The 15,611-nt window shown below is 43.9% G+C and carries 24 protein-coding genes and 1 tRNA gene; 6 read left to right on the forward strand and 19 right to left on the reverse strand.

What is annotated here, in order from left to right; translation table 11 throughout:
* Positions 1-82: 82 nt before the first annotated feature.
* Complete coding sequence (locus tag WFI24_RS14290) at positions 83-439, reverse strand: HNH endonuclease (RefSeq protein WP_336761760.1); 357 nt, start codon at positions 437-439, stop codon at positions 83-85.
* 263 nt (positions 440-702) lie between these two features.
* Between WFI24_RS14290 and WFI24_RS14295 the strand changes: the two genes are divergently transcribed.
* Positions 703-1,071: a hypothetical protein gene (locus WFI24_RS14295; RefSeq protein WP_336761762.1), complete on the forward strand. Its 369-nt coding sequence runs from the start codon at positions 703-705 to the stop codon at positions 1,069-1,071.
* Positions 1,072-1,428: 357 nt separating this feature from the next.
* On the opposite strand, the gene WFI24_RS14300 is transcribed toward WFI24_RS14295, so the two are convergent.
* The 13 genes from WFI24_RS14300 to WFI24_RS14360 form a co-directional block, all read right to left on the reverse strand.
* On the reverse strand, positions 1,429-1,890 hold the full coding sequence (locus WFI24_RS14300; RefSeq protein ID WP_336761764.1) for a hypothetical protein: 462 nt from the start codon (positions 1,888-1,890) through the stop codon (positions 1,429-1,431).
* Positions 1,890-2,561: a S1 family peptidase gene (locus WFI24_RS14305; protein ID WP_336761766.1), complete on the reverse strand. Its 672-nt coding sequence runs from the start codon at positions 2,559-2,561 to the stop codon at positions 1,890-1,892. Before WFI24_RS14305 ends, WFI24_RS14300 begins: the two co-directional genes overlap by 1 nt.
* Positions 2,562-2,807: 246 nt before the next feature.
* Positions 2,808-3,164 carry a hypothetical protein gene (locus WFI24_RS14310; protein WP_336761768.1) on the reverse strand — a complete coding sequence of 119 codons (357 nt, stop codon included), beginning with the start codon at positions 3,162-3,164 and terminating at the stop codon, positions 2,808-2,810.
* Positions 3,139-3,486: a hypothetical protein gene (locus WFI24_RS14315; protein ID WP_336761770.1), complete on the reverse strand. Its 348-nt coding sequence runs from the start codon at positions 3,484-3,486 to the stop codon at positions 3,139-3,141. The genes WFI24_RS14310 and WFI24_RS14315 overlap by 26 nt, the downstream gene beginning before the upstream one ends.
* On the reverse strand, positions 3,483-3,671 hold the full coding sequence (locus WFI24_RS14320) for a hypothetical protein (protein WP_336761772.1): 189 nt from the start codon (positions 3,669-3,671) through the stop codon (positions 3,483-3,485). The genes WFI24_RS14315 and WFI24_RS14320 overlap by 4 nt, the downstream gene beginning before the upstream one ends.
* Positions 3,672-3,805: 134 nt before the next feature.
* Entirely contained in the window at positions 3,806-4,189 is a 384-nt protein-coding gene (locus WFI24_RS14325; protein ID WP_336761773.1) for a hypothetical protein, read from the reverse strand.
* A 290-nt stretch (positions 4,190-4,479) separates the two neighbouring features.
* Positions 4,480-5,439: a DUF3102 domain-containing protein gene (locus WFI24_RS14330; RefSeq protein WP_336761775.1), complete on the reverse strand. Its 960-nt coding sequence runs from the start codon at positions 5,437-5,439 to the stop codon at positions 4,480-4,482.
* Positions 5,436-6,974: a PcfJ domain-containing protein gene (locus WFI24_RS14335; protein ID WP_336761777.1), complete on the reverse strand. Its 1,539-nt coding sequence runs from the start codon at positions 6,972-6,974 to the stop codon at positions 5,436-5,438. Before WFI24_RS14335 ends, WFI24_RS14330 begins: the two co-directional genes overlap by 4 nt.
* 14 nt (positions 6,975-6,988) lie before the next feature.
* Positions 6,989-7,843 (reverse strand): hypothetical protein, encoded by an 855-nt coding sequence (locus tag WFI24_RS14340; protein ID WP_336761779.1) that lies wholly within the window; start codon positions 7,841-7,843, stop codon positions 6,989-6,991.
* Positions 7,843-8,850 (reverse strand): hypothetical protein, encoded by a 1,008-nt coding sequence (locus WFI24_RS14345; RefSeq protein ID WP_336761780.1) that lies wholly within the window; start codon positions 8,848-8,850, stop codon positions 7,843-7,845. The genes WFI24_RS14340 and WFI24_RS14345 overlap by 1 nt, the downstream gene beginning before the upstream one ends.
* A gap of 253 nt (positions 8,851-9,103) precedes the next feature.
* The gene (locus WFI24_RS14350) at positions 9,104-9,487 is read right to left on the reverse strand and encodes an HNH endonuclease (RefSeq protein ID WP_336761782.1); all 384 of its coding nucleotides are present in this window, start codon (positions 9,485-9,487) and stop codon (positions 9,104-9,106) included.
* Positions 9,480-9,878, reverse strand: coding sequence for a hypothetical protein (locus WFI24_RS14355; protein ID WP_336761783.1), 399 nt, complete (start codon positions 9,876-9,878; stop codon positions 9,480-9,482). Before WFI24_RS14355 ends, WFI24_RS14350 begins: the two co-directional genes overlap by 8 nt.
* 73 nt (positions 9,879-9,951) lie before the next feature.
* Positions 9,952-10,293, reverse strand: a complete 342-nt coding sequence (locus WFI24_RS14360) for a hypothetical protein (RefSeq protein WP_336761786.1) — start codon at positions 10,291-10,293, stop codon at positions 9,952-9,954.
* A gap of 206 nt (positions 10,294-10,499) precedes the next feature.
* On the opposite strand from WFI24_RS14360, the gene WFI24_RS34510 reads away from it, so the two are divergent.
* Entirely contained in the window at positions 10,500-10,685 is a 186-nt protein-coding gene (locus WFI24_RS34510) for a helix-turn-helix domain-containing protein (protein WP_400346376.1), read from the forward strand.
* Positions 10,686-10,825: 140 nt separating this feature from the next.
* On the opposite strand, the gene WFI24_RS14365 is transcribed toward WFI24_RS34510, so the two are convergent.
* The 3 genes from WFI24_RS14365 to WFI24_RS14375 form a co-directional block, all read right to left on the reverse strand.
* A complete protein-coding gene (locus WFI24_RS14365) occupies positions 10,826-11,035 on the reverse strand; it encodes a hypothetical protein (RefSeq protein ID WP_336761788.1) in 210 nt (69 codons plus the stop codon).
* A 74-nt stretch (positions 11,036-11,109) separates the two neighbouring features.
* Entirely contained in the window at positions 11,110-11,430 is a 321-nt protein-coding gene (locus WFI24_RS14370) for a helix-turn-helix transcriptional regulator (RefSeq protein WP_336761790.1), read from the reverse strand.
* A 35-nt stretch (positions 11,431-11,465) separates the two neighbouring features.
* Positions 11,466-11,672 (reverse strand): helix-turn-helix domain-containing protein, encoded by a 207-nt coding sequence (locus WFI24_RS14375; protein ID WP_175397639.1) that lies wholly within the window; start codon positions 11,670-11,672, stop codon positions 11,466-11,468.
* Positions 11,673-11,862: 190 nt separating this feature from the next.
* On the opposite strand from WFI24_RS14375, the gene WFI24_RS14380 reads away from it, so the two are divergent.
* The 3 genes from WFI24_RS14380 to WFI24_RS14390 all read left to right on the forward strand — a co-directional run bounded on the left by WFI24_RS14380 (position 11,863) and on the right by WFI24_RS14390 (position 14,057).
* The gene (locus WFI24_RS14380; RefSeq protein WP_193723802.1) at positions 11,863-12,282 is read left to right on the forward strand and encodes a helix-turn-helix domain-containing protein; all 420 of its coding nucleotides are present in this window, start codon (positions 11,863-11,865) and stop codon (positions 12,280-12,282) included.
* 9 nt (positions 12,283-12,291) lie between these two features.
* Positions 12,292-12,702 (forward strand): ImmA/IrrE family metallo-endopeptidase, encoded by a 411-nt coding sequence (locus WFI24_RS14385; protein WP_336761796.1) that lies wholly within the window; start codon positions 12,292-12,294, stop codon positions 12,700-12,702.
* Positions 12,703-12,776: 74 nt separating this feature from the next.
* Positions 12,777-14,057 carry a site-specific integrase gene (locus WFI24_RS14390; RefSeq protein ID WP_336761798.1) on the forward strand — a complete coding sequence of 427 codons (1,281 nt, stop codon included), beginning with the start codon at positions 12,777-12,779 and terminating at the stop codon, positions 14,055-14,057.
* A gap of 75 nt (positions 14,058-14,132) precedes the next feature.
* On the opposite strand, the gene WFI24_RS14395 is transcribed toward WFI24_RS14390, so the two are convergent.
* Together WFI24_RS14395 and WFI24_RS14400 are read right to left on the reverse strand one after the other, a co-directional pair.
* A tRNA-Leu gene (locus WFI24_RS14395) sits at positions 14,133-14,218 on the reverse strand.
* A gap of 426 nt (positions 14,219-14,644) precedes the next feature.
* Positions 14,645-15,094, reverse strand: coding sequence for a hypothetical protein (locus tag WFI24_RS14400; protein ID WP_336761800.1), 450 nt, complete (start codon positions 15,092-15,094; stop codon positions 14,645-14,647).
* Positions 15,095-15,301: 207 nt separating this feature from the next.
* Between WFI24_RS14400 and WFI24_RS14405 the strand changes: the two genes are divergently transcribed.
* Positions 15,302-15,526 (forward strand): hypothetical protein, encoded by a 225-nt coding sequence (locus WFI24_RS14405; protein ID WP_017687353.1) that lies wholly within the window; start codon positions 15,302-15,304, stop codon positions 15,524-15,526.
* Positions 15,527-15,611: the final 85 nt, after the last annotated feature.

The following is a 15,611-nucleotide window of genomic DNA, read 5'->3' on the forward strand; positions in this document are numbered from 1 at the left end:
GAAAATATTATAAAACGAGTTTTTGCGCGAAATAAGTCCGACGCGGTCTATCAACCAAAAGGTTTCCAGAGATTTGACCCCCCTACCCATTGCCGAAACCGCCATCTTCCTTGGCTGTCTTGATGTCATGACACTGCTTGCATAGTGCTTGCCAGTTGTTTCGGTCCCAGAACAGGGTCTTGTCTCCCTTGTGTGGCTGTATATGATCGACTACCGTAGAAGCCTGTACATAGCCTTCCTTCCAGTGAGTAACACACAGTGGATGCTTCTTCAGGAATCCAGTCCTGGCCTTACGCCATTGGCTGTCATATCCGCGCTCAGCTGCCGTGCCTCTTTGTTGGTCATAGCTATGTACTTCGTCTTGGTGATCCTCACAGTATCTGCCCTCTGTTATGAGAGCCTTACATCCTTGCTTGGTGCAGAATCGTTTTAGCGGCATATGCACATTTCACTTCCTCGTATTTCTGCTCAAGCACCTTTTGTGTTTTCTCCATTTGCTTTACACCCTTACTTCCTGTTGACTGCATAAGCTGGCATGCACACGATACACCTGTGCCATTACTGCATATCTTGCTCCTCATGGAATCCAATCAAGGCACATTAATCAGGGTACTCTGCACTGAGTCAGGTAATGAGAATAATTAAATTAGAATTTGATTATACTTTTAAATGTAAATTAATAAATTGGAGGTTGAAAATTGTATGGCAGAAAACAGAAAGAAAATCGATGTAACTTATGTTGAAAATGAGAGTCAAAGTTTCTACAGATTGTTTGATGAAACTTTCACTGTAATAAGGTTAAGATCCGATGCTCAAGGAGGCTATGGTTCTACAAAGACCGATCCGAAGAGTGCAGTATGGGAAGCTCCAGATGACCAAAAAATCACCGCCTTCGAAGCAAAAGACCTAGACCATGGAGGAGACTACAGGCACGAAGTTTACTTAGTTGAAGATAAAGCTATCCATGCCACCACTTGGGCTAAAGGACATGCAAGAGGAGAAGCCCACAATCATTCTTGGATTGAAATAGAAATTATAGTGACAGTTGCTCCTCGAAGTTCACTGTTATAAAAGCAATAAGGAGGCCTTCGTCGGCCTCCTTATTTTATGAAACACCGTATAATTACAACACTTTAGTAATCGAAATTTTCTATATCTTGAAAGCAATAACAAATTTGCAGGAATCTTACCCGCGTTCCCCACAATCCGCACCCCTGACGATTCACGTCTAAGGATATACAATCCCACAGCACGGTCGAGTCCTACTGGGATAAGGGGTAGCAGGGACACCCGGGAATATTTCCCTATGTCCCTACTTTAATTCCAAACCACAGACATTGTGTCGACCCACTACAGACTAACTACAGACGTGATTTCTAAATTTGTATTACTTTTAAATATCCTTAGCAGAAGGATATCCTGTGGTAATTATATATCGGTTTGACTATTCAAATCTTCTCGGAGAGAACACCATGCCTTCGTCCCAATTTTACCTATCATTTTCAAAATTAGTACAACTGCAGGCAAAATCAAAGCTGGGACTGCACCAACAGTAGTAGCAATTGCAGTAGCTAGTGATGATACAACCAATGTCTCACCTGCTTTGAATTTATCAAGAATGGCTCTACGCTCCTCTATATACGTGTCATCGCGACATATAAATGACTCAATTTCTTTAAGTACTTTTTCAAAAAATAAAGATCGTTTATTATCAGACCCAAATGGATATGTATTAGAAGCGGTGCCTGAATCTAACCAGATGGTTGCTACTTCTTCGTAAGTTTTACCCTGAGTGAGCATTTGATCTATCATTTCTTTTTGCCACTGAGGAAGGATATCTAGCCATTCAATATCTTGGTTAAACAAATTAGTAAGTAACTCATCAGCCATTATAGCATCCTCCTAATGTACTCTGAAGAGATAATATGAGTAGTTTGATGTAGAGTAGATGGGTCTATTCCAAAAACCGATACAGTACCTCCATTACTAGGTACATACGATCCAATCAACATTCCAATTAATTCAATTCTACTATTTCTGATACTATATACTGGAGATCCGGACTGACCTGGTCTCGCTTGAGTAGTAATAATAATATGCTTACTTTTTATACCCTGAGTTTCAATAAGAATCTTTGCACCCACAGTTGCGTTTTGTTGAGTCAAAACGAATCGTCCCTCATTAGCATGCGGGAAACCGAATGTATAAATCACATCACCAGGAGCGATATCATCAGTTCCAGATATAATTAAGTTAGTTTTTGTTTCATTAGCTATCTCACTAACAACAGACAATATGCAAATATCTCTTATTGGATCGACTGATTCTATGCTAACTGCTATATTAAGCACATCAAGTTTTGATGTATCTTGGTAATCAAATAATGTGTTAGCGTCTACCTGCAACAGTACAAGGTTCGTTCCATCTCCACCAGTTACATGTTTTGCAGTTACAAACTTTCCGTGTCCAACGAAAAATGCGGTTCCTAATAGGTTAACTCCACCTTGTGGATTAATTCTACCAACGGAGAAGACTATGTTTGTCATATTACCAAATGTCATTAATTATATCTCCTTTATACTTAGTGAAATCATACGCTAATGTTATTATCCTTTTTTTGCTCAATAATCATTTCCCAAGGCATTCAGCGGTCTTTCTGAAAATTCTATGAAAAAGTAGCCGGACTTCTTACAAAAAATTACCTCCTTTATAAAATTATATACTTTACCGCTACTTTTTCAACACTCTTTATCTACTCTTCCAAAAGATAAAAAAGCATGCCCTTAGCATGCTTTATTTCACTAATTTTATATAGCTCCAATTAACTTCATTGTTTCAGCAACCAACCCCACACCTTTGACAATCCGACGGTCAACAGACCGATCTGTCACGCAGTCAAATCGTTTGACAGTCCCCCAGCGCGGATTGCCTCGAATGAATCTAAACTCCATAACTCTACGCACATTATCATCTACAATCAAATTAATAGCCATTTCAATACTTTCTGTCTTCTTCTGATACTCATTCAGTACTTGATACTCCTTTTCAGTCGGATGCTCTTTCTTCGATAATTGGAGTACTGTGCTTCTCATTCTTGTATATCTATGCAATAGATTTTTGACTAACTGAATATCTTTATCACTGGCGTTCGGAAACAGTTCCATTTGTATTACCGCCTCCATGCTTTGCACCTTCCCCCGATTCATTCACTAGCCTGTCATTCTCCACAAATAATAGAGTGCATTTCTTTTGCCAGTACTCAACACTCCGTCGAAGCGTATCTATTTCTTCTTGTTGGATCTCCGCATGTCGGGAAAACTCCTTGTCTTGACTATACATAGCCTCTCTGTTGCTATCAGCCAAATCTTTATACTTGTCCAGCTGGTGAAGCAGAGCACAGAACAATTCATAATCGGATTCATCGAATCGTTCCTTCGCCAGAGTATCCAACTTAGCTTGTACGTCCTCTAATGTCGGTGCTGTCATTTCCCCACCGCCTCAGACTGCTGCAACTCCTTATATACCTTCTCAGGGATCTGAGTAATGATTAGATCCCGCTGGGCATGTTTCTTATCTGCTATATCGGCAATGGCTCGGGCTGGATGACTGCTTTCGAACAGCTCAACCAGTTCCCCTGCCAACTCACTTTTAAAATATCTGATTTTCGCCATTGTGTTCCCCTCCATCACACATTGTTACATGTTCAAAATACAAATCCGAGTCGTCCAACTCTTCGTCATCGATGCGGGTTATGGTGAACACCCAGCAACATACCGGGCATTCTACTGTATCCCCTAATTCAAACTCAACCGGCATTGATATTCGCCTCTGTTGTCTTGAAATCCCCGATGTCATCCCCGCATGACCCCTTATACACGTCACGGTCATGATCCCAACAATTTCGACACATTCGTTTGCCAATTGCAAAGTCATGGAAGTGTGGGAAACTCAATTCAGATGCTATCTCGCCGCACCAGTCGCATTCTCCCCCGTTTTTGTACTCTGCCTTGATCTTGACAACCTGTTCATCCGAAAGCTCCACAATGCCTATTACATCCGCTTCTCCCATTACGTCCAATTCCACTTTTTCTGGCAGACCTGTGTAACCGTCAGCCTTAAATTCCAATACATCATTCACGTTCATATCAATGACCAATCTGTTATCTATCAGAACAAGATTGTATTTCATGTCTATCACCCCTTATACGGTTCGGTAGGCAGTGGTTTAGTATTTCGAGAGACCCACGCAAACCCTCGTGTACGCCTCCATGAATCCTCTATCAGATATGACACCCCTTTGGGTACGAAAACGTCAGGGGCTACCCTCAGCATCCCGCAGGCTATGCGGATCTCCCTGTGATGTGCAATGTCTGTATCAACAGAGACAACAAGTTTGATCTGCTCTACCTCACATCCTGATCTGATCAGGGGGATTAATGCCCGTTCTATCTTCACTACCTCAGCGGGGGATGGGTCCTTTCAGGCTAGATGCTCATTCATCCTGCCGATCAAGCCTGTTACAGCCCCTTTATACTTAACGTGCATTTCGGAATCTGTCTTTTCCACCACTTCCAAAGATTTAAGCAAGTTGTCAAACGCATCACTCAAGTTCTTGAAATGAGCTTTGAATATAGCAGCCTCTTCCCCCGTCCCCTGGGCAACCTTCTTCCGGAGTTCAGCCAATTCAGCCTCGATCTCTGCCGGAACCTTCTCAACAATCGCAGGAACATCAATGGGCTTCGCTTTCAGCTCCTGTTCGAGCTGCTTAATCTGTGCCAGCGATGCCGCATGTTGCTGTTGCGCTTCCTCAAGCGCTTCTTGGAGCGCAGCAGCTTGTCCATCATCCTCACCTGATTCAGCCTTAGTGGCGGCCGCTGCTGCTTCCTCTGCTTGAGCTTGGAGCCGTTCAACAATCAATGCATGGTCCGCCTGCTGTGTCTCCAGCTTCTCGCGCAACTTCCGCTCCTTCTCAATTTCCTTCTGAGCCTTCTCAGCTTCCTTCTGCGCAGCCTTTAGCGCCTTCTCGGCATCTTTACGAGCCTTAACCGCCTCAGCCAGTTCACGGGTAGACATGGTATCCACATCGTTGTCCTGAACAAATGCCTCACGTTCTTCAGCAGGGATACCAAGCAAGGCCACCGCCTGCGTATAGCTTAAACTTCCAAGCGCTTGGGAATCGGCATTGTCCCCAAACAATGTAAGTTGATCCGAGCCGTATTCCTTGAACACTTTCATCAAGTTATTAGCTGTGCTTTGCGAATAATCTACCGAATCAGCCAGCCAGTTCATCCATTCCCCGTGCGGCATCATTTCTTTGGCCTCAGTTAAACGGCGACCTATCTCAATGGAACCTTGAAGAAAAATCTTCTTCGTCTGATCCTTAATAGTGTTAATCTCAATGGCGATTGTCTCGATAGTGCGGATGGCTAATTGGCTCATACTGCTACCCCCTGTTTTTTCTTAGATTTATTAGACTTCTTATACAGCCTTGCTTTCTTGAACCTCTCCACAAAGTTCTGTACTTCTGGTCCAGGATCATAATTCTTATATCCCCTGACTTGGGCCACTACTCCTGATCTGATTTCCATCGTGCAAAGCGGCTCATGTGGGTTGTCTATCTTTCGTATCACCAATATGTCACATGCCCCTGATCCATACTGCTCTGAATATCCACCAACACAATGGATGAGCTTCTTACCTTCCCTGAACAATTCAACCGATGAAGCGGCTGGTCTGATGAGATATCCATTTGCTTCAAAATAATACTTTTCCAATTCAGGAAGGCGCGCTTTGATCTTCCTGTTCACCGCTTTATCAGCTTTCAGCTTGATCCGTTCCGTTAATTTCATGTGAGCCTCATGCAAATCGTTAGGAAATAAGAAACGTTCCTCTGCTAAATCCATTCCTAATTGAGCGCACTGTCTACGGTAATCTCTCCAGTCTGATAGGATACTACCTGCCGTTCGTCCAGCGTAATGAGGTTTCCGCTTCTGCTTAAACAAATACTTTCTCACTACACTTTCTGAGGCAAATTCTAGTGCTTCTTCGTAATAAGATTCATAAAACGTGCCTTCCAATTCCCCTAGGAACAACGCTTCTAGAATATTCATTGTCTCACCACGAGACTTTAACTTTTGATAGTACCGCAGAGCCTTTGGTTCAATTCCTAAGCCTGCATCCCTTATTTCCCGAAGTTCACTCTTGGTGAGCCTCAATACGGCAGGTAGGGTCTTACCCTTCCAATGGATTGCACCATGTGTGGCCTGTCCTGAAAGTTTTGTCCGAACGAGATTGCCGAATCCTGCCTTAGTCAGATATTCAATGCATGGATATCGTGCAGCGTGGTCGAAAAACTCCACCATGTCATCTACACTGTAGTACCCTCCCATTTCGGTATAACTCTCCCAAGTCGAATACTGAAAGGGTGTGCCCTTAACAGCTTTGCGGATATTTCCAAGATCACGAAACTTTCTCCACGATCCGTAACCATAATGTTTTTCAAATGGGGATTTGACACTTTTTCGCTCAGTGCCATATTCATAGGCGGTAGACTTACCAGGTTCGAACAAGTACATCTGACTGACGTTGTAACGCGTCTCAGCCTTCGTGTAATCCTCGCTATAATCTCTGCCTACTGTAATCACTCTTGCAGTGACTGCATTTTTGTTAACAACCGATTTGTCATACCAGATTAGTACAGCAGAATCATACAGGTATTTCCGACTCATTCCATGGGAACGAACCTCGCATTCCGATCCGCATTTCGGACAATTCGCTATTTCCTTTTGTTTATGCTTCAGCTTGACTTCCGGGCAGTGTTGCTTCTTGCAATGTGTGCAATAAGCCACTTGAATGCCCTTGGCCGTCTTGTAAAACAGATATCTACTCTTCAGTAGCACCTTATCTGTCACAAACTTTACCAATTGATCGGAAATCTTCCCGGGAAAGTGACTTTCAAACTCTTGGCGCAACATACTTTCCCCTCCCCTCACAAGAAATCGTCCAGTTTGACATCGAACCGTGCCGTCTTCGGCTCCTCCGGCGGTGGTGCAGCCGCAGGCGCTCCTTGAAGTCCAAAGTAATTCAGCACAATCGCAAACCCTTCTTCATCAGTCAGCATCGCCATTCCGCCAACCGCCTTTTTCTTGGCTTCTGTCTGCATTGCAAGCAAGCTCTTGGCAATCGTCTTATCAGCAGCCATTACCTGTTCAGCGGAACCAGGGTTCGCCTGAATGTGTTTAATCAGGAAATCCCCGATTAACTTGATATAGGCGTTCGTCCCTGTTCCATCCATTTCAGCTTTCAACTTGGAAACTGCTTGTTCCACGTTCATATCCCCTCTCAATTCGTAATCCACTTCGATCCGTTTCGATATAGTCAACTGCTCCCCACCCAACCCGCAGTAGGGGCATGTATGATGATTATTTATAAATTTGGTCATGTCCTGGCCGCAGCTCAGACAGATCAGAACAGCCCCCGGCTTGATCACCCGCCGCAACCCATATCCGGCGTATGTCTGCCGCACCTCTATGGATCTCTTTTCAGCGGGGGTTATCTTATCCAAGTCCAGTTCTTCCATGGCCCTCGAAAACAAAGGGACATATTTATACTGATCCTTGGCGTTTCTTTTGTAACAGTAGCCAGCAGGCTGTTCGAAATCCGGGACAGGAGTGCCAAGCGCCGCGCAACGGCTATACGTTAGCAAAATGTCACCGATTGGCCGGGGCATATTCCAGCGTCCGCCCATGATCCATTCACCGTTGATTTCCTCTTCCTTCGGAACAAAAACGGGAATGCCGCAATTTTGTGCCTCCTGTTGGTTTAACCATCGATGATTAGACATTAGCGTTCACACTCCTTTGCGGCCTGCATAGCTGCTGCATTACGCATCATTTCCTCAAACTCTGCATCCGATGGACCTTCATCCTTTCCGGATTCATTTGAAACAATTGGGATTTCAGCTTTATGGAACTTGCCGCCCCCGCCGCCGGAACCCTTTTTGCGTTTCGCCACATCCTCACGCATCTGTAAAACCAATTTCAAAAATTGATCTCGGAACGATCTTCCTGATAAGACGTTTTTTCGCCAGAAAGTACTAGTGGGAAGCCAGTTCATCACATCAAAGATAAGACGCTTGTCCTCCTGCTCATCCTCTTCGCACAGCAGCCGGAAACTATTCGCCCATGTCTGCATGTTCGAGCGTTTCACCAAATGAGCCACATTTTCAGCAGTTGCGAAGCCGTCTATTTTTTCTTTCAGGTAATTTGCCATTTTTAGGTAAGGGCTATCGGGTGCATATTCCGGAATTTTTCGCGGACTACTTTTCCCGGTTTTACCTTTTCCACTTTTTCCCGGTTTTTTACCCGGCTTTTCCGGCTCGGTCGAATTTTCGGCGGTCGGTTTGGATTCGGGGTTTTGATCTTGATTTTGATTTGGGTCTTCATTTTTTTGTTGTTCTGAGGTTTCTCTTTCTTTAATTAATTCTTTATCTAAATCTATATCTAATTCTTTATATACCGGGACAGGGGGTAGACGTCCTTCGTTTGTCCCCGGGATGTCCTCTGGTATGTCCCCGGGGACATCAGTCTTTCCCGCTGCTTCAGCTGCCTTCTTGGCCGCAGCATTTTCACGCTGTTTCGCCTTTTTCGCAGCAGCCTTTTTCCGGCTTTCAAGAACCTGTCCACCAATGTTGTGCCAGTTCAAAACCTCATATCCCTCAAGGGTTTTCCCCACATATTTGGCTTCGACTAATGCATTGAAGAACTCTTCTGGATCACCGTCATAATGTGCTGCATCGGCCAAGTCAATTGGCTCGAATTTGCTTATATCTCCATCCGGTGCCCAATCCATAGCCCACCACCAAATCATGTGTAATGAACCTACTGCACGGGGTACGTCCAGCCCTGTCAAACGACAGAATTTCTTTGTTTGGGGGTCCCTATCAGTCGCCTGATAACTCTTAATCCATAACATCTATGTTGTTCACCGCCTCCTGCAAATGGACTTACTCAGGACAGACACGAGACATCCCCAACATGTCCCCCTTCTGTCCCCTACATGTCCCCGGGGACATCCTAGGGACATCCAAGGGACAAAGAGCGTCCTATTTCCAATGTTCTTGACCCAATCCGACTGTGTAGTAAATGTAAAGCTCTGCCTGCCTGTTCACTTTCCAAGCCCGACCATCAGCGGTTTCATCTGCCCAATTATGACAAGTTCCCCCAGCTGTTTTGGGACCACAAAGGACGACGATGTTCCACGGTGCACGTCCTGTACCGTACTGACTTGCATTAATCATGTGGCAACGTTCAAATCGATAACGCGGCACACTACATCCACAACGTTCACATTTCGTGTATCCCGCCTCACTGGAACGTCGGTAAACTTCTTTATCCACCTTGGCCGTAATAGCCGTGTGCTGTCCCTGAGTAAGCTTACGGCGTTTATGCTTAGGCTTAGGAACAGGATTCAAACCAAACTCAGCCATGTACTCCGCCTCCTGTTATATGCAAATCAACTCGCACTTTTAAGCGCAACTCATATATCTTCTCTTTCACAGAATTCAATTCGTTCTTCCAGATCATCTTTTGTTCCAAAGCCTCAGCCTCGGCCATACGAAGATCAGCAGTTGCACGTGCAGCAGAAATCTCTTTCTCACCACGTTTTGCTGTAGCCCTCGCTTCCGCATCGATGTTGTCACGTAACACATGAATCTTTGCGTAATCGCCTTCCTTCTGAGCCGATACACGACCCATCAGCATATGAGCATCCGTAAGCAGCCGAATCTTCTCCATAAGAGCACCTGGGGAATCTTCGTCATATTGATCAGCCTGCTCACGGTAATGCCTTATCTGACGGATATACTCATCCACATCCATACCGTTTACCTCCATCAGACTTGTGTTGTTAAATGAAATTTGATATGATTGCCGTATATTTTTTTGTAAAGCTTTAGACCAAATGACTACGCGGACCAGGCGTGGTCATTTTTTCGTTGATAAGAGCAATGTACTCTTTACGATGACGCTCGTTACAAAATGTCAGCTTTCCTGCTTGGACATAACACTCTCCATACTCAATGCGACGAAAGCATAAAGGACAGTTTCCAATATGACTTTTGGGTTTCTTCTTGGTGTTTGATACAATTGGACAGCCTTCTGTTTGTCGAATTTTCTCTTCAATCTTCTTCCTGTCTGCATGAAGCTGCTTAAGGAGCTTTTCGTCGGTTGCATCCAGAATGTTTCTGCAAAGCTCATTATGCTTGTTGCGTAAATCTCGCCTTTTGTCCTTCAACTCTTTACCTCCCTATATCCAAGTTCCACATTCCTCTGTTCCATCACTTCGTTACGCTTTCCAGTACTCCGTTGCTTTGAATTTCATTTCCTAAAATATGCTAAACTGTTAGTGTCCTATCGTCGTCGTATCAAGGCAGAACCCTCCGGGCGAATGGAGCGTGATGTGTCTTCTTCATTTTCTTCTTTAACAACTCTGATTTCTCCATACGGTTAACGGCCGCTATGGAAGAACGTGATTTTGACCATGTCGCCTTAGCTATGACTGCCAACGTGTCACCCCACACGGTAAAACGCTGGCTGAACGGAAAATTCGAACCCAGACACAAGAACTTGGCCCGACTAGCCGACGCTCTTGATGTTTCTGGAGATTACCTGTTAGGCAGAACCTGATTTAATACTTAGCCCGGGGGGTTCTGTCTTGATACGACTTCAGGGCGACTACTTTCTCCCCTTATTCAATCTCTTTGTTGCAATTCTCGTTAATTAGGTGCTCAAGAGATTCGTCAAACCAATTCGCTGTTTCTGGATTTTCAAACTGCATCTGCTTCAGGAGTCTGATACGCTGCTGCAGTAGCTGATGTATTGGCATGTTGTCTACCCTCCTGTATTCCGAGATCCTGCTTCAATTCAGCAATTTCCTTATCAAGCCATGCAATACTTTTCGAACTCAGGTTTCCGGTTTTCCGAAACTTTACGAGACCTTGGAGATGAACCCAGGCGAACCAATTAATCGATTCCATTCAGTGGACCCCTTTCTTAGTTCATACACGTTCCAACACATTGTTACCGGCACAATACATCGTTTCTTATGCTGCTATTGGGCTTTTTCTTCTTTCCTGTAGTAATTAGCCGCCCTCTGCTCAGCTCTCCAAGCTTCCAAATCAGCAAGACGGAACTTTATTGTTGGTCTTCTTGAACCGGTTGCACCGTAACGTTCATGGGGGATTCTTCCTTCTTGGCACATACGGTAAATCAGTTTTTCTGAAACACCTATGTGCTTTGCTGCTTCAATCACGTCAAGCGTTTTGTCTATTAGCCCAGAAAACTCTGCTTTAAGCCTTTTCTCAGATATGGCCACTTGCTCATTCACGATAGACCTGATCGCATCTTCAAGAGCGGTTAACATTTTATCCATACCAATTCTCCTTTCCAACTATGCTATAATGCACTTTAGATATGGCCTCTTACCAGATCATCAACGGTACATCCAAGAGCATTAGACAGTTTTACTAAAGTCTCCGCGTATGGACCTTGTTTTTTCTTTCCGATGCTGTAAAGGGCCGATACGGCAACTCCGCTTTCTTTGGATAGGCGGTAAATTGTCCATTCCTTCTTATCAATCAACCTTTTAATATTTGCTTCGATTTCCAACCCCATGTGATCACCTCCTGAACACATATTATAACTCCATGGTGTTATATACAATCGGCGTTATAACCCAAAAGAGTTGCAAAATCCGACATTATCTCCCGTTTACTTTGATTCGCTTGACTTATCTCTCTTTTCTGTTTTATTATAACCTCATAGAGTTATAACACATTAGAGTCATATATAGGAGGCCATTTAGGTGGATTTAGCAGAAAAGATATTAGAACTAATGGATGAACAAGGTATCACTAAATACCGACTCTCTAAAGAAACTGGTGTCTCCTATACAGGTCTTACTAAGATTCTTTCCGGACAAACAAAGCACCCTCAAGTGGATTCGCTTCAGGCAATTGCAAATTTTTTCAGTAAACCACTCGATTACTTTATGGATCAGGAAGAAGAAAAGCCGTCTCCCGATTGGGCTACTCCCAAAGATCTAGCGGACATTAAGAAAATTCTTGAAGAAGATCAGCCCGTATTGTTTGATGGTGTGCCGATCACAGACGAAAAACGACAAAGAGCCATGGATATCCTTACTGGTCTACTCTGGGAAGCCAAAGAACTGAACAAAGAAACTTACGGACGTAAAAAAAAGGCAAACCCTAAAGACAAAGAGTAGGTGACCCCATTGGATGACATCATTCACAAGCTTGTTCGTAGGTTCAAAACAAACGATCCTTTTGAAATAGCCAAAGGTCTGAACATATTAATTCGTCACGCGGAGTTGGATTCTGGAACTAGGGGGTTTTACTATAGGCGGTTACGAAGGAGATTTATTGTCATTCACAATGGATTGTCTGAAGAGTGGCAGCGTGTAGTATGCGCCCATGAACTTGGGCATGATCGACTTCATTCAGGTTTAAGCCAATTCTGGATTGATGAACATACATTTTTCAACATGGGCAAATATGAAAGACAGGCAAATCTTTTTGCCGTTAAACTTTTAACCTACTCCACAGAACGAATTCCAGGGGAAACACAAGAAGCCTACCTATTACGCTGTGGGGTACCGAGGCAACTGCATCATCTCGAAATGTAACTTTGCGCTTTCCAGCCGCAAGGCTGTTTACCATACATAAAAATAGAACTGATGTTCGGAACGGAGGAAAACAAGTGGCAAAAGGAAGTATAGAAAAACGAGGGGAAAACAAGTGGCGACTCACAGTAGACTTGGGGTTAAACAATGACGGTAGTCGTAATCGCCCACGGAAAACTATAACTGTCGAAGATAAGGCGCTGCTGAAGACAACAAAAAAGCTTAAAGATTTTTTAGATGATGAGCTGGCCAAGTTTAAGCAGGAAGTTCTTAGCGGCAGTTACATCGCTCCCTCCAAACTCACGTTTAAAGAATTTTACGAAAATGAATGGAAGCCCAAAGACGCCGAACCACGATTAAAGCGGACGACGTACTTATCACACTGTTCTAAGATTGATAATCATGTATTACCGGTCATTGGGCATTTGAGGCTTGATGAGATCACCACAATGAGGCTTGTAACGCTTTTTAACGATTTAAGGAAGCCTGGAGCCCGAATTGACAAAAGGGGCGGTAAAGAGACAATCAGCTCTCGTACAATTCAATATATTTATGATGTGACCATGAGTATATTCAAACGTGCTGTTGAATGGAAAGTTCTAAATGAGAATCCTTTAGAAGGTATTCAGCGCCCGCAGATCAGCAAGGAGGATAAGAAAGCTCGAAAGGATAGAAAGAACTTTTTCGAAGAAGAGGAAGCTACAGAGGTTATCGACACATTAATCAAAAGCGATACCCACTGGAAACTTTACTTTCTAGGAGCCATAATTGGAGGCTTCAGACGAGGGGAATTAATCGCACTGGATGAAGATGACTGCGATTTTGTAAATAACCGATTGCGTATCGACGAAAGCATTTCACATACGCAAAATGGACAGGCCGACATCACAGACACTAAAAATGAAGCATCTGACGATTATGTAGACATGCCTCAATGGTATATGGAGCAGCTAGCAGCCCATATTAAGGCAATGCGCAAATTAAGATTTGAAGCAAAGGCACAAGGAAAATGGAAAGGCGGCGATCGGAACTTCGTATTCCACTCAGGTTCGGGAAAACCCTATTACCATACATCGCCATCCCAGCAATGGAAAATTTGGTGTGAACGCAATGGATTCCGGAATGTGTCCCTACATGGGCTGCGTCATACAAATGCAACCTACTTACTCGGTCAGGGAGCATCCATAAAGGAGATCCAGCATCGGTTGCGCCACTCTACATCACAGGTAACCACAGACACATATGCCCATGTCACAAAGAAGTTAAGCCGAAAAACAACGGCACACCTAGACGTATTTGATCCAAAAGTTCGTCCCCAATCCGTCCCCAGAGAGGAAAAATCCACTCGTTCCCTCTAATTTAGGCAGCCCTTTTTTAAACTATAAAAAAAAGAAAACCCCTTATGCAGCAAGGGATTTTCAGGGTTTGTATAATGCCGAGGACCGGGATCGAACCGGTACGGTAGTCACCTACCGCAGGATTTTAAGTCCTGTGCGTCTGCCAATTCCGCCACCCCGGCATGGATATTATTTCTTGGCGACAAGAAATATCTTACCATGAACTAATTAACTTTGCAACACCTTTTATATAAAATAATCCAACTATATAAGTTTAACTAATGATTTACACGATAACGGAGAGGACAGAAAAAACTGAAAAAGCGAAGCGTTCGCCTTTATCACCGGATTTTCCCTTGAGAAAAGGGAATCGAAAAAATCTGGGGATAACAGCGATTAGAAGGTTATTCTGTCATCGGAGTGTCAGTGTAAATAATCTTTAGTTCGACTTATATAAATGAAACAGGCACTGCAAGCGTCAGCTCACAGTGCCTAGAAAGTCCGAGTTGCGGTCCCGGACTTCCGGTAAACCAATCTATATTAAGGGAGGTGTAAGATAAGAATACCTCCCCAACATTAAAGAAACCTAAAATCAGCCTTAAATTAAACTAAAAAAGTAGAATGGGTCGAACGCGAGCAGCTTCTTCCTCACTGCATTCCACGATAACCAGAATATGGTCCTTTAACAGCCAATCTTCATAGTACCGTGCATCCTCTTCCGAGATCCCTGCTTCCGTCAGTGTCAGCACCAAATCATCGGTCTCACTCCCAATCTCATTGCCAGCGAGCCTGCGTACTGCATTTCCGATCGACATCGTCTGATCCATTCGCTTCCCCAGACCAGCCAATATGCCTTTCAGAGCACCAAAGGCACCATCTGTTCCAGCACCTTTCAACGGTTTGGGCAGACCTGTCTTCTCGCTCACCAGCTCAAGATTAAGCTGTTCCTTTGCCACCGCTCCCAAATATTTATCCTTAATGCCTTGCTCTTTCACCTGATTCAGCATCAATATCGCCTCGTTCTCGGTACGGGCCAGCCCAATCATTAATTGTGTCATTCCGTTCCCCTCCTTTTACCCTAATATAACCCCGTAACCCCCATTCAAAAACGGCTGAACCACAGCTAAGACAAATCACCTATAGAATTGTTGATTTCTCTTCTGGAAATCTATACCTAGTTCTGATAGACTAGATAAAGAAGTCAAATTAACCATTGAAAACATTGACATATGGATTTAACATCTCATAATCAGGAGCAATGACTTATGAAAAAAGAGGTAGAAATTGCCATCCGGCGCAAACAACAGATCATGGTTCGTAATACAAGCGGTCAGACGGTAACCGGATTTCCCGAGCGTACTGCCGATACATCCATTCTCTCATTACGTACCGTTCACGGCAGTCTGTGGATACCGTTCGATGAGGTTGAACATGTTACGCGTCTGTTAAGTATCCGGTCTCATCATTTAAGCGGAATGCAACTCGTTTAGTCGGATCTGTAATCATATAGAAAATCAGTTCTTGTATAGATACGTCAGCAAGATCCATTTATGCCAGCACTTTATACCAGAAAAA

The sequence above is a fragment of the Paenibacillus sp. USHLN196 genome, from assembly GCF_037144955.1.
GTDB lineage: Bacteria > Bacillota > Bacilli > Paenibacillales > Paenibacillaceae > Paenibacillus > Paenibacillus xylanexedens_C.

Excerpts from the sequence above, each read along its gene's own strand:
- WFI24_RS14315 (WP_336761770.1), bottom strand. The coding sequence starts at position 3,486 with ATGACAGCACCGACATTAGAGGACGTACAAGCTAAGTTGGATACTCTG.
- WFI24_RS14375 (WP_175397639.1), bottom strand. The coding sequence starts at position 11,672 with ATGGGGTTGGAAATCGAAGCAAATATTAAAAGGTTGATTGATAAGAAG.
- WFI24_RS14400 (WP_336761800.1), bottom strand. The coding sequence starts at position 15,094 with ATGACACAATTAATGATTGGGCTGGCCCGTACCGAGAACGAGGCGATA.
- WFI24_RS14345 (WP_336761780.1), bottom strand. The coding sequence starts at position 8,850 with ATGGATTGGGCACCGGATGGAGATATAAGCAAATTCGAGCCAATTGAC.
- WFI24_RS14365 (WP_336761788.1), bottom strand. The coding sequence starts at position 11,035 with ATGGAATCGATTAATTGGTTCGCCTGGGTTCATCTCCAAGGTCTCGTA.
- WFI24_RS14290 (WP_336761760.1), bottom strand. The coding sequence starts at position 439 with ATGCCGCTAAAACGATTCTGCACCAAGCAAGGATGTAAGGCTCTCATA.
- WFI24_RS14370 (WP_336761790.1), bottom strand. The coding sequence starts at position 11,430 with ATGGATAAAATGTTAACCGCTCTTGAAGATGCGATCAGGTCTATCGTG.
- WFI24_RS14350 (WP_336761782.1), bottom strand. The coding sequence starts at position 9,487 with ATGGCTGAGTTTGGTTTGAATCCTGTTCCTAAGCCTAAGCATAAACGC.
- WFI24_RS14295 (WP_336761762.1), top strand. The coding sequence starts at position 703 with ATGGCAGAAAACAGAAAGAAAATCGATGTAACTTATGTTGAAAATGAG.
- WFI24_RS14340 (WP_336761779.1), bottom strand. The coding sequence starts at position 7,843 with ATGTCTAATCATCGATGGTTAAACCAACAGGAGGCACAAAATTGCGGC.
- WFI24_RS14305 (WP_336761766.1), bottom strand. The coding sequence starts at position 2,561 with ATGACATTTGGTAATATGACAAACATAGTCTTCTCCGTTGGTAGAATT.
- WFI24_RS14310 (WP_336761768.1), bottom strand. The coding sequence starts at position 3,164 with ATGGAACTGTTTCCGAACGCCAGTGATAAAGATATTCAGTTAGTCAAA.
- WFI24_RS14335 (WP_336761777.1), bottom strand. The coding sequence starts at position 6,974 with ATGTTGCGCCAAGAGTTTGAAAGTCACTTTCCCGGGAAGATTTCCGAT.
- WFI24_RS14320 (WP_336761772.1), bottom strand. The coding sequence starts at position 3,671 with ATGGCGAAAATCAGATATTTTAAAAGTGAGTTGGCAGGGGAACTGGTT.
- WFI24_RS14325 (WP_336761773.1), bottom strand. The coding sequence starts at position 4,189 with ATGAAATACAATCTTGTTCTGATAGATAACAGATTGGTCATTGATATG.
- WFI24_RS14355 (WP_336761783.1), bottom strand. The coding sequence starts at position 9,878 with ATGGATGTGGATGAGTATATCCGTCAGATAAGGCATTACCGTGAGCAG.
- WFI24_RS14405 (WP_017687353.1), top strand. The coding sequence starts at position 15,302 with ATGAAAAAAGAGGTAGAAATTGCCATCCGGCGCAAACAACAGATCATG.
- WFI24_RS14300 (WP_336761764.1), bottom strand. The coding sequence starts at position 1,890 with ATGGCTGATGAGTTACTTACTAATTTGTTTAACCAAGATATTGAATGG.
- WFI24_RS14330 (WP_336761775.1), bottom strand. The coding sequence starts at position 5,439 with ATGAGCCAATTAGCCATCCGCACTATCGAGACAATCGCCATTGAGATT.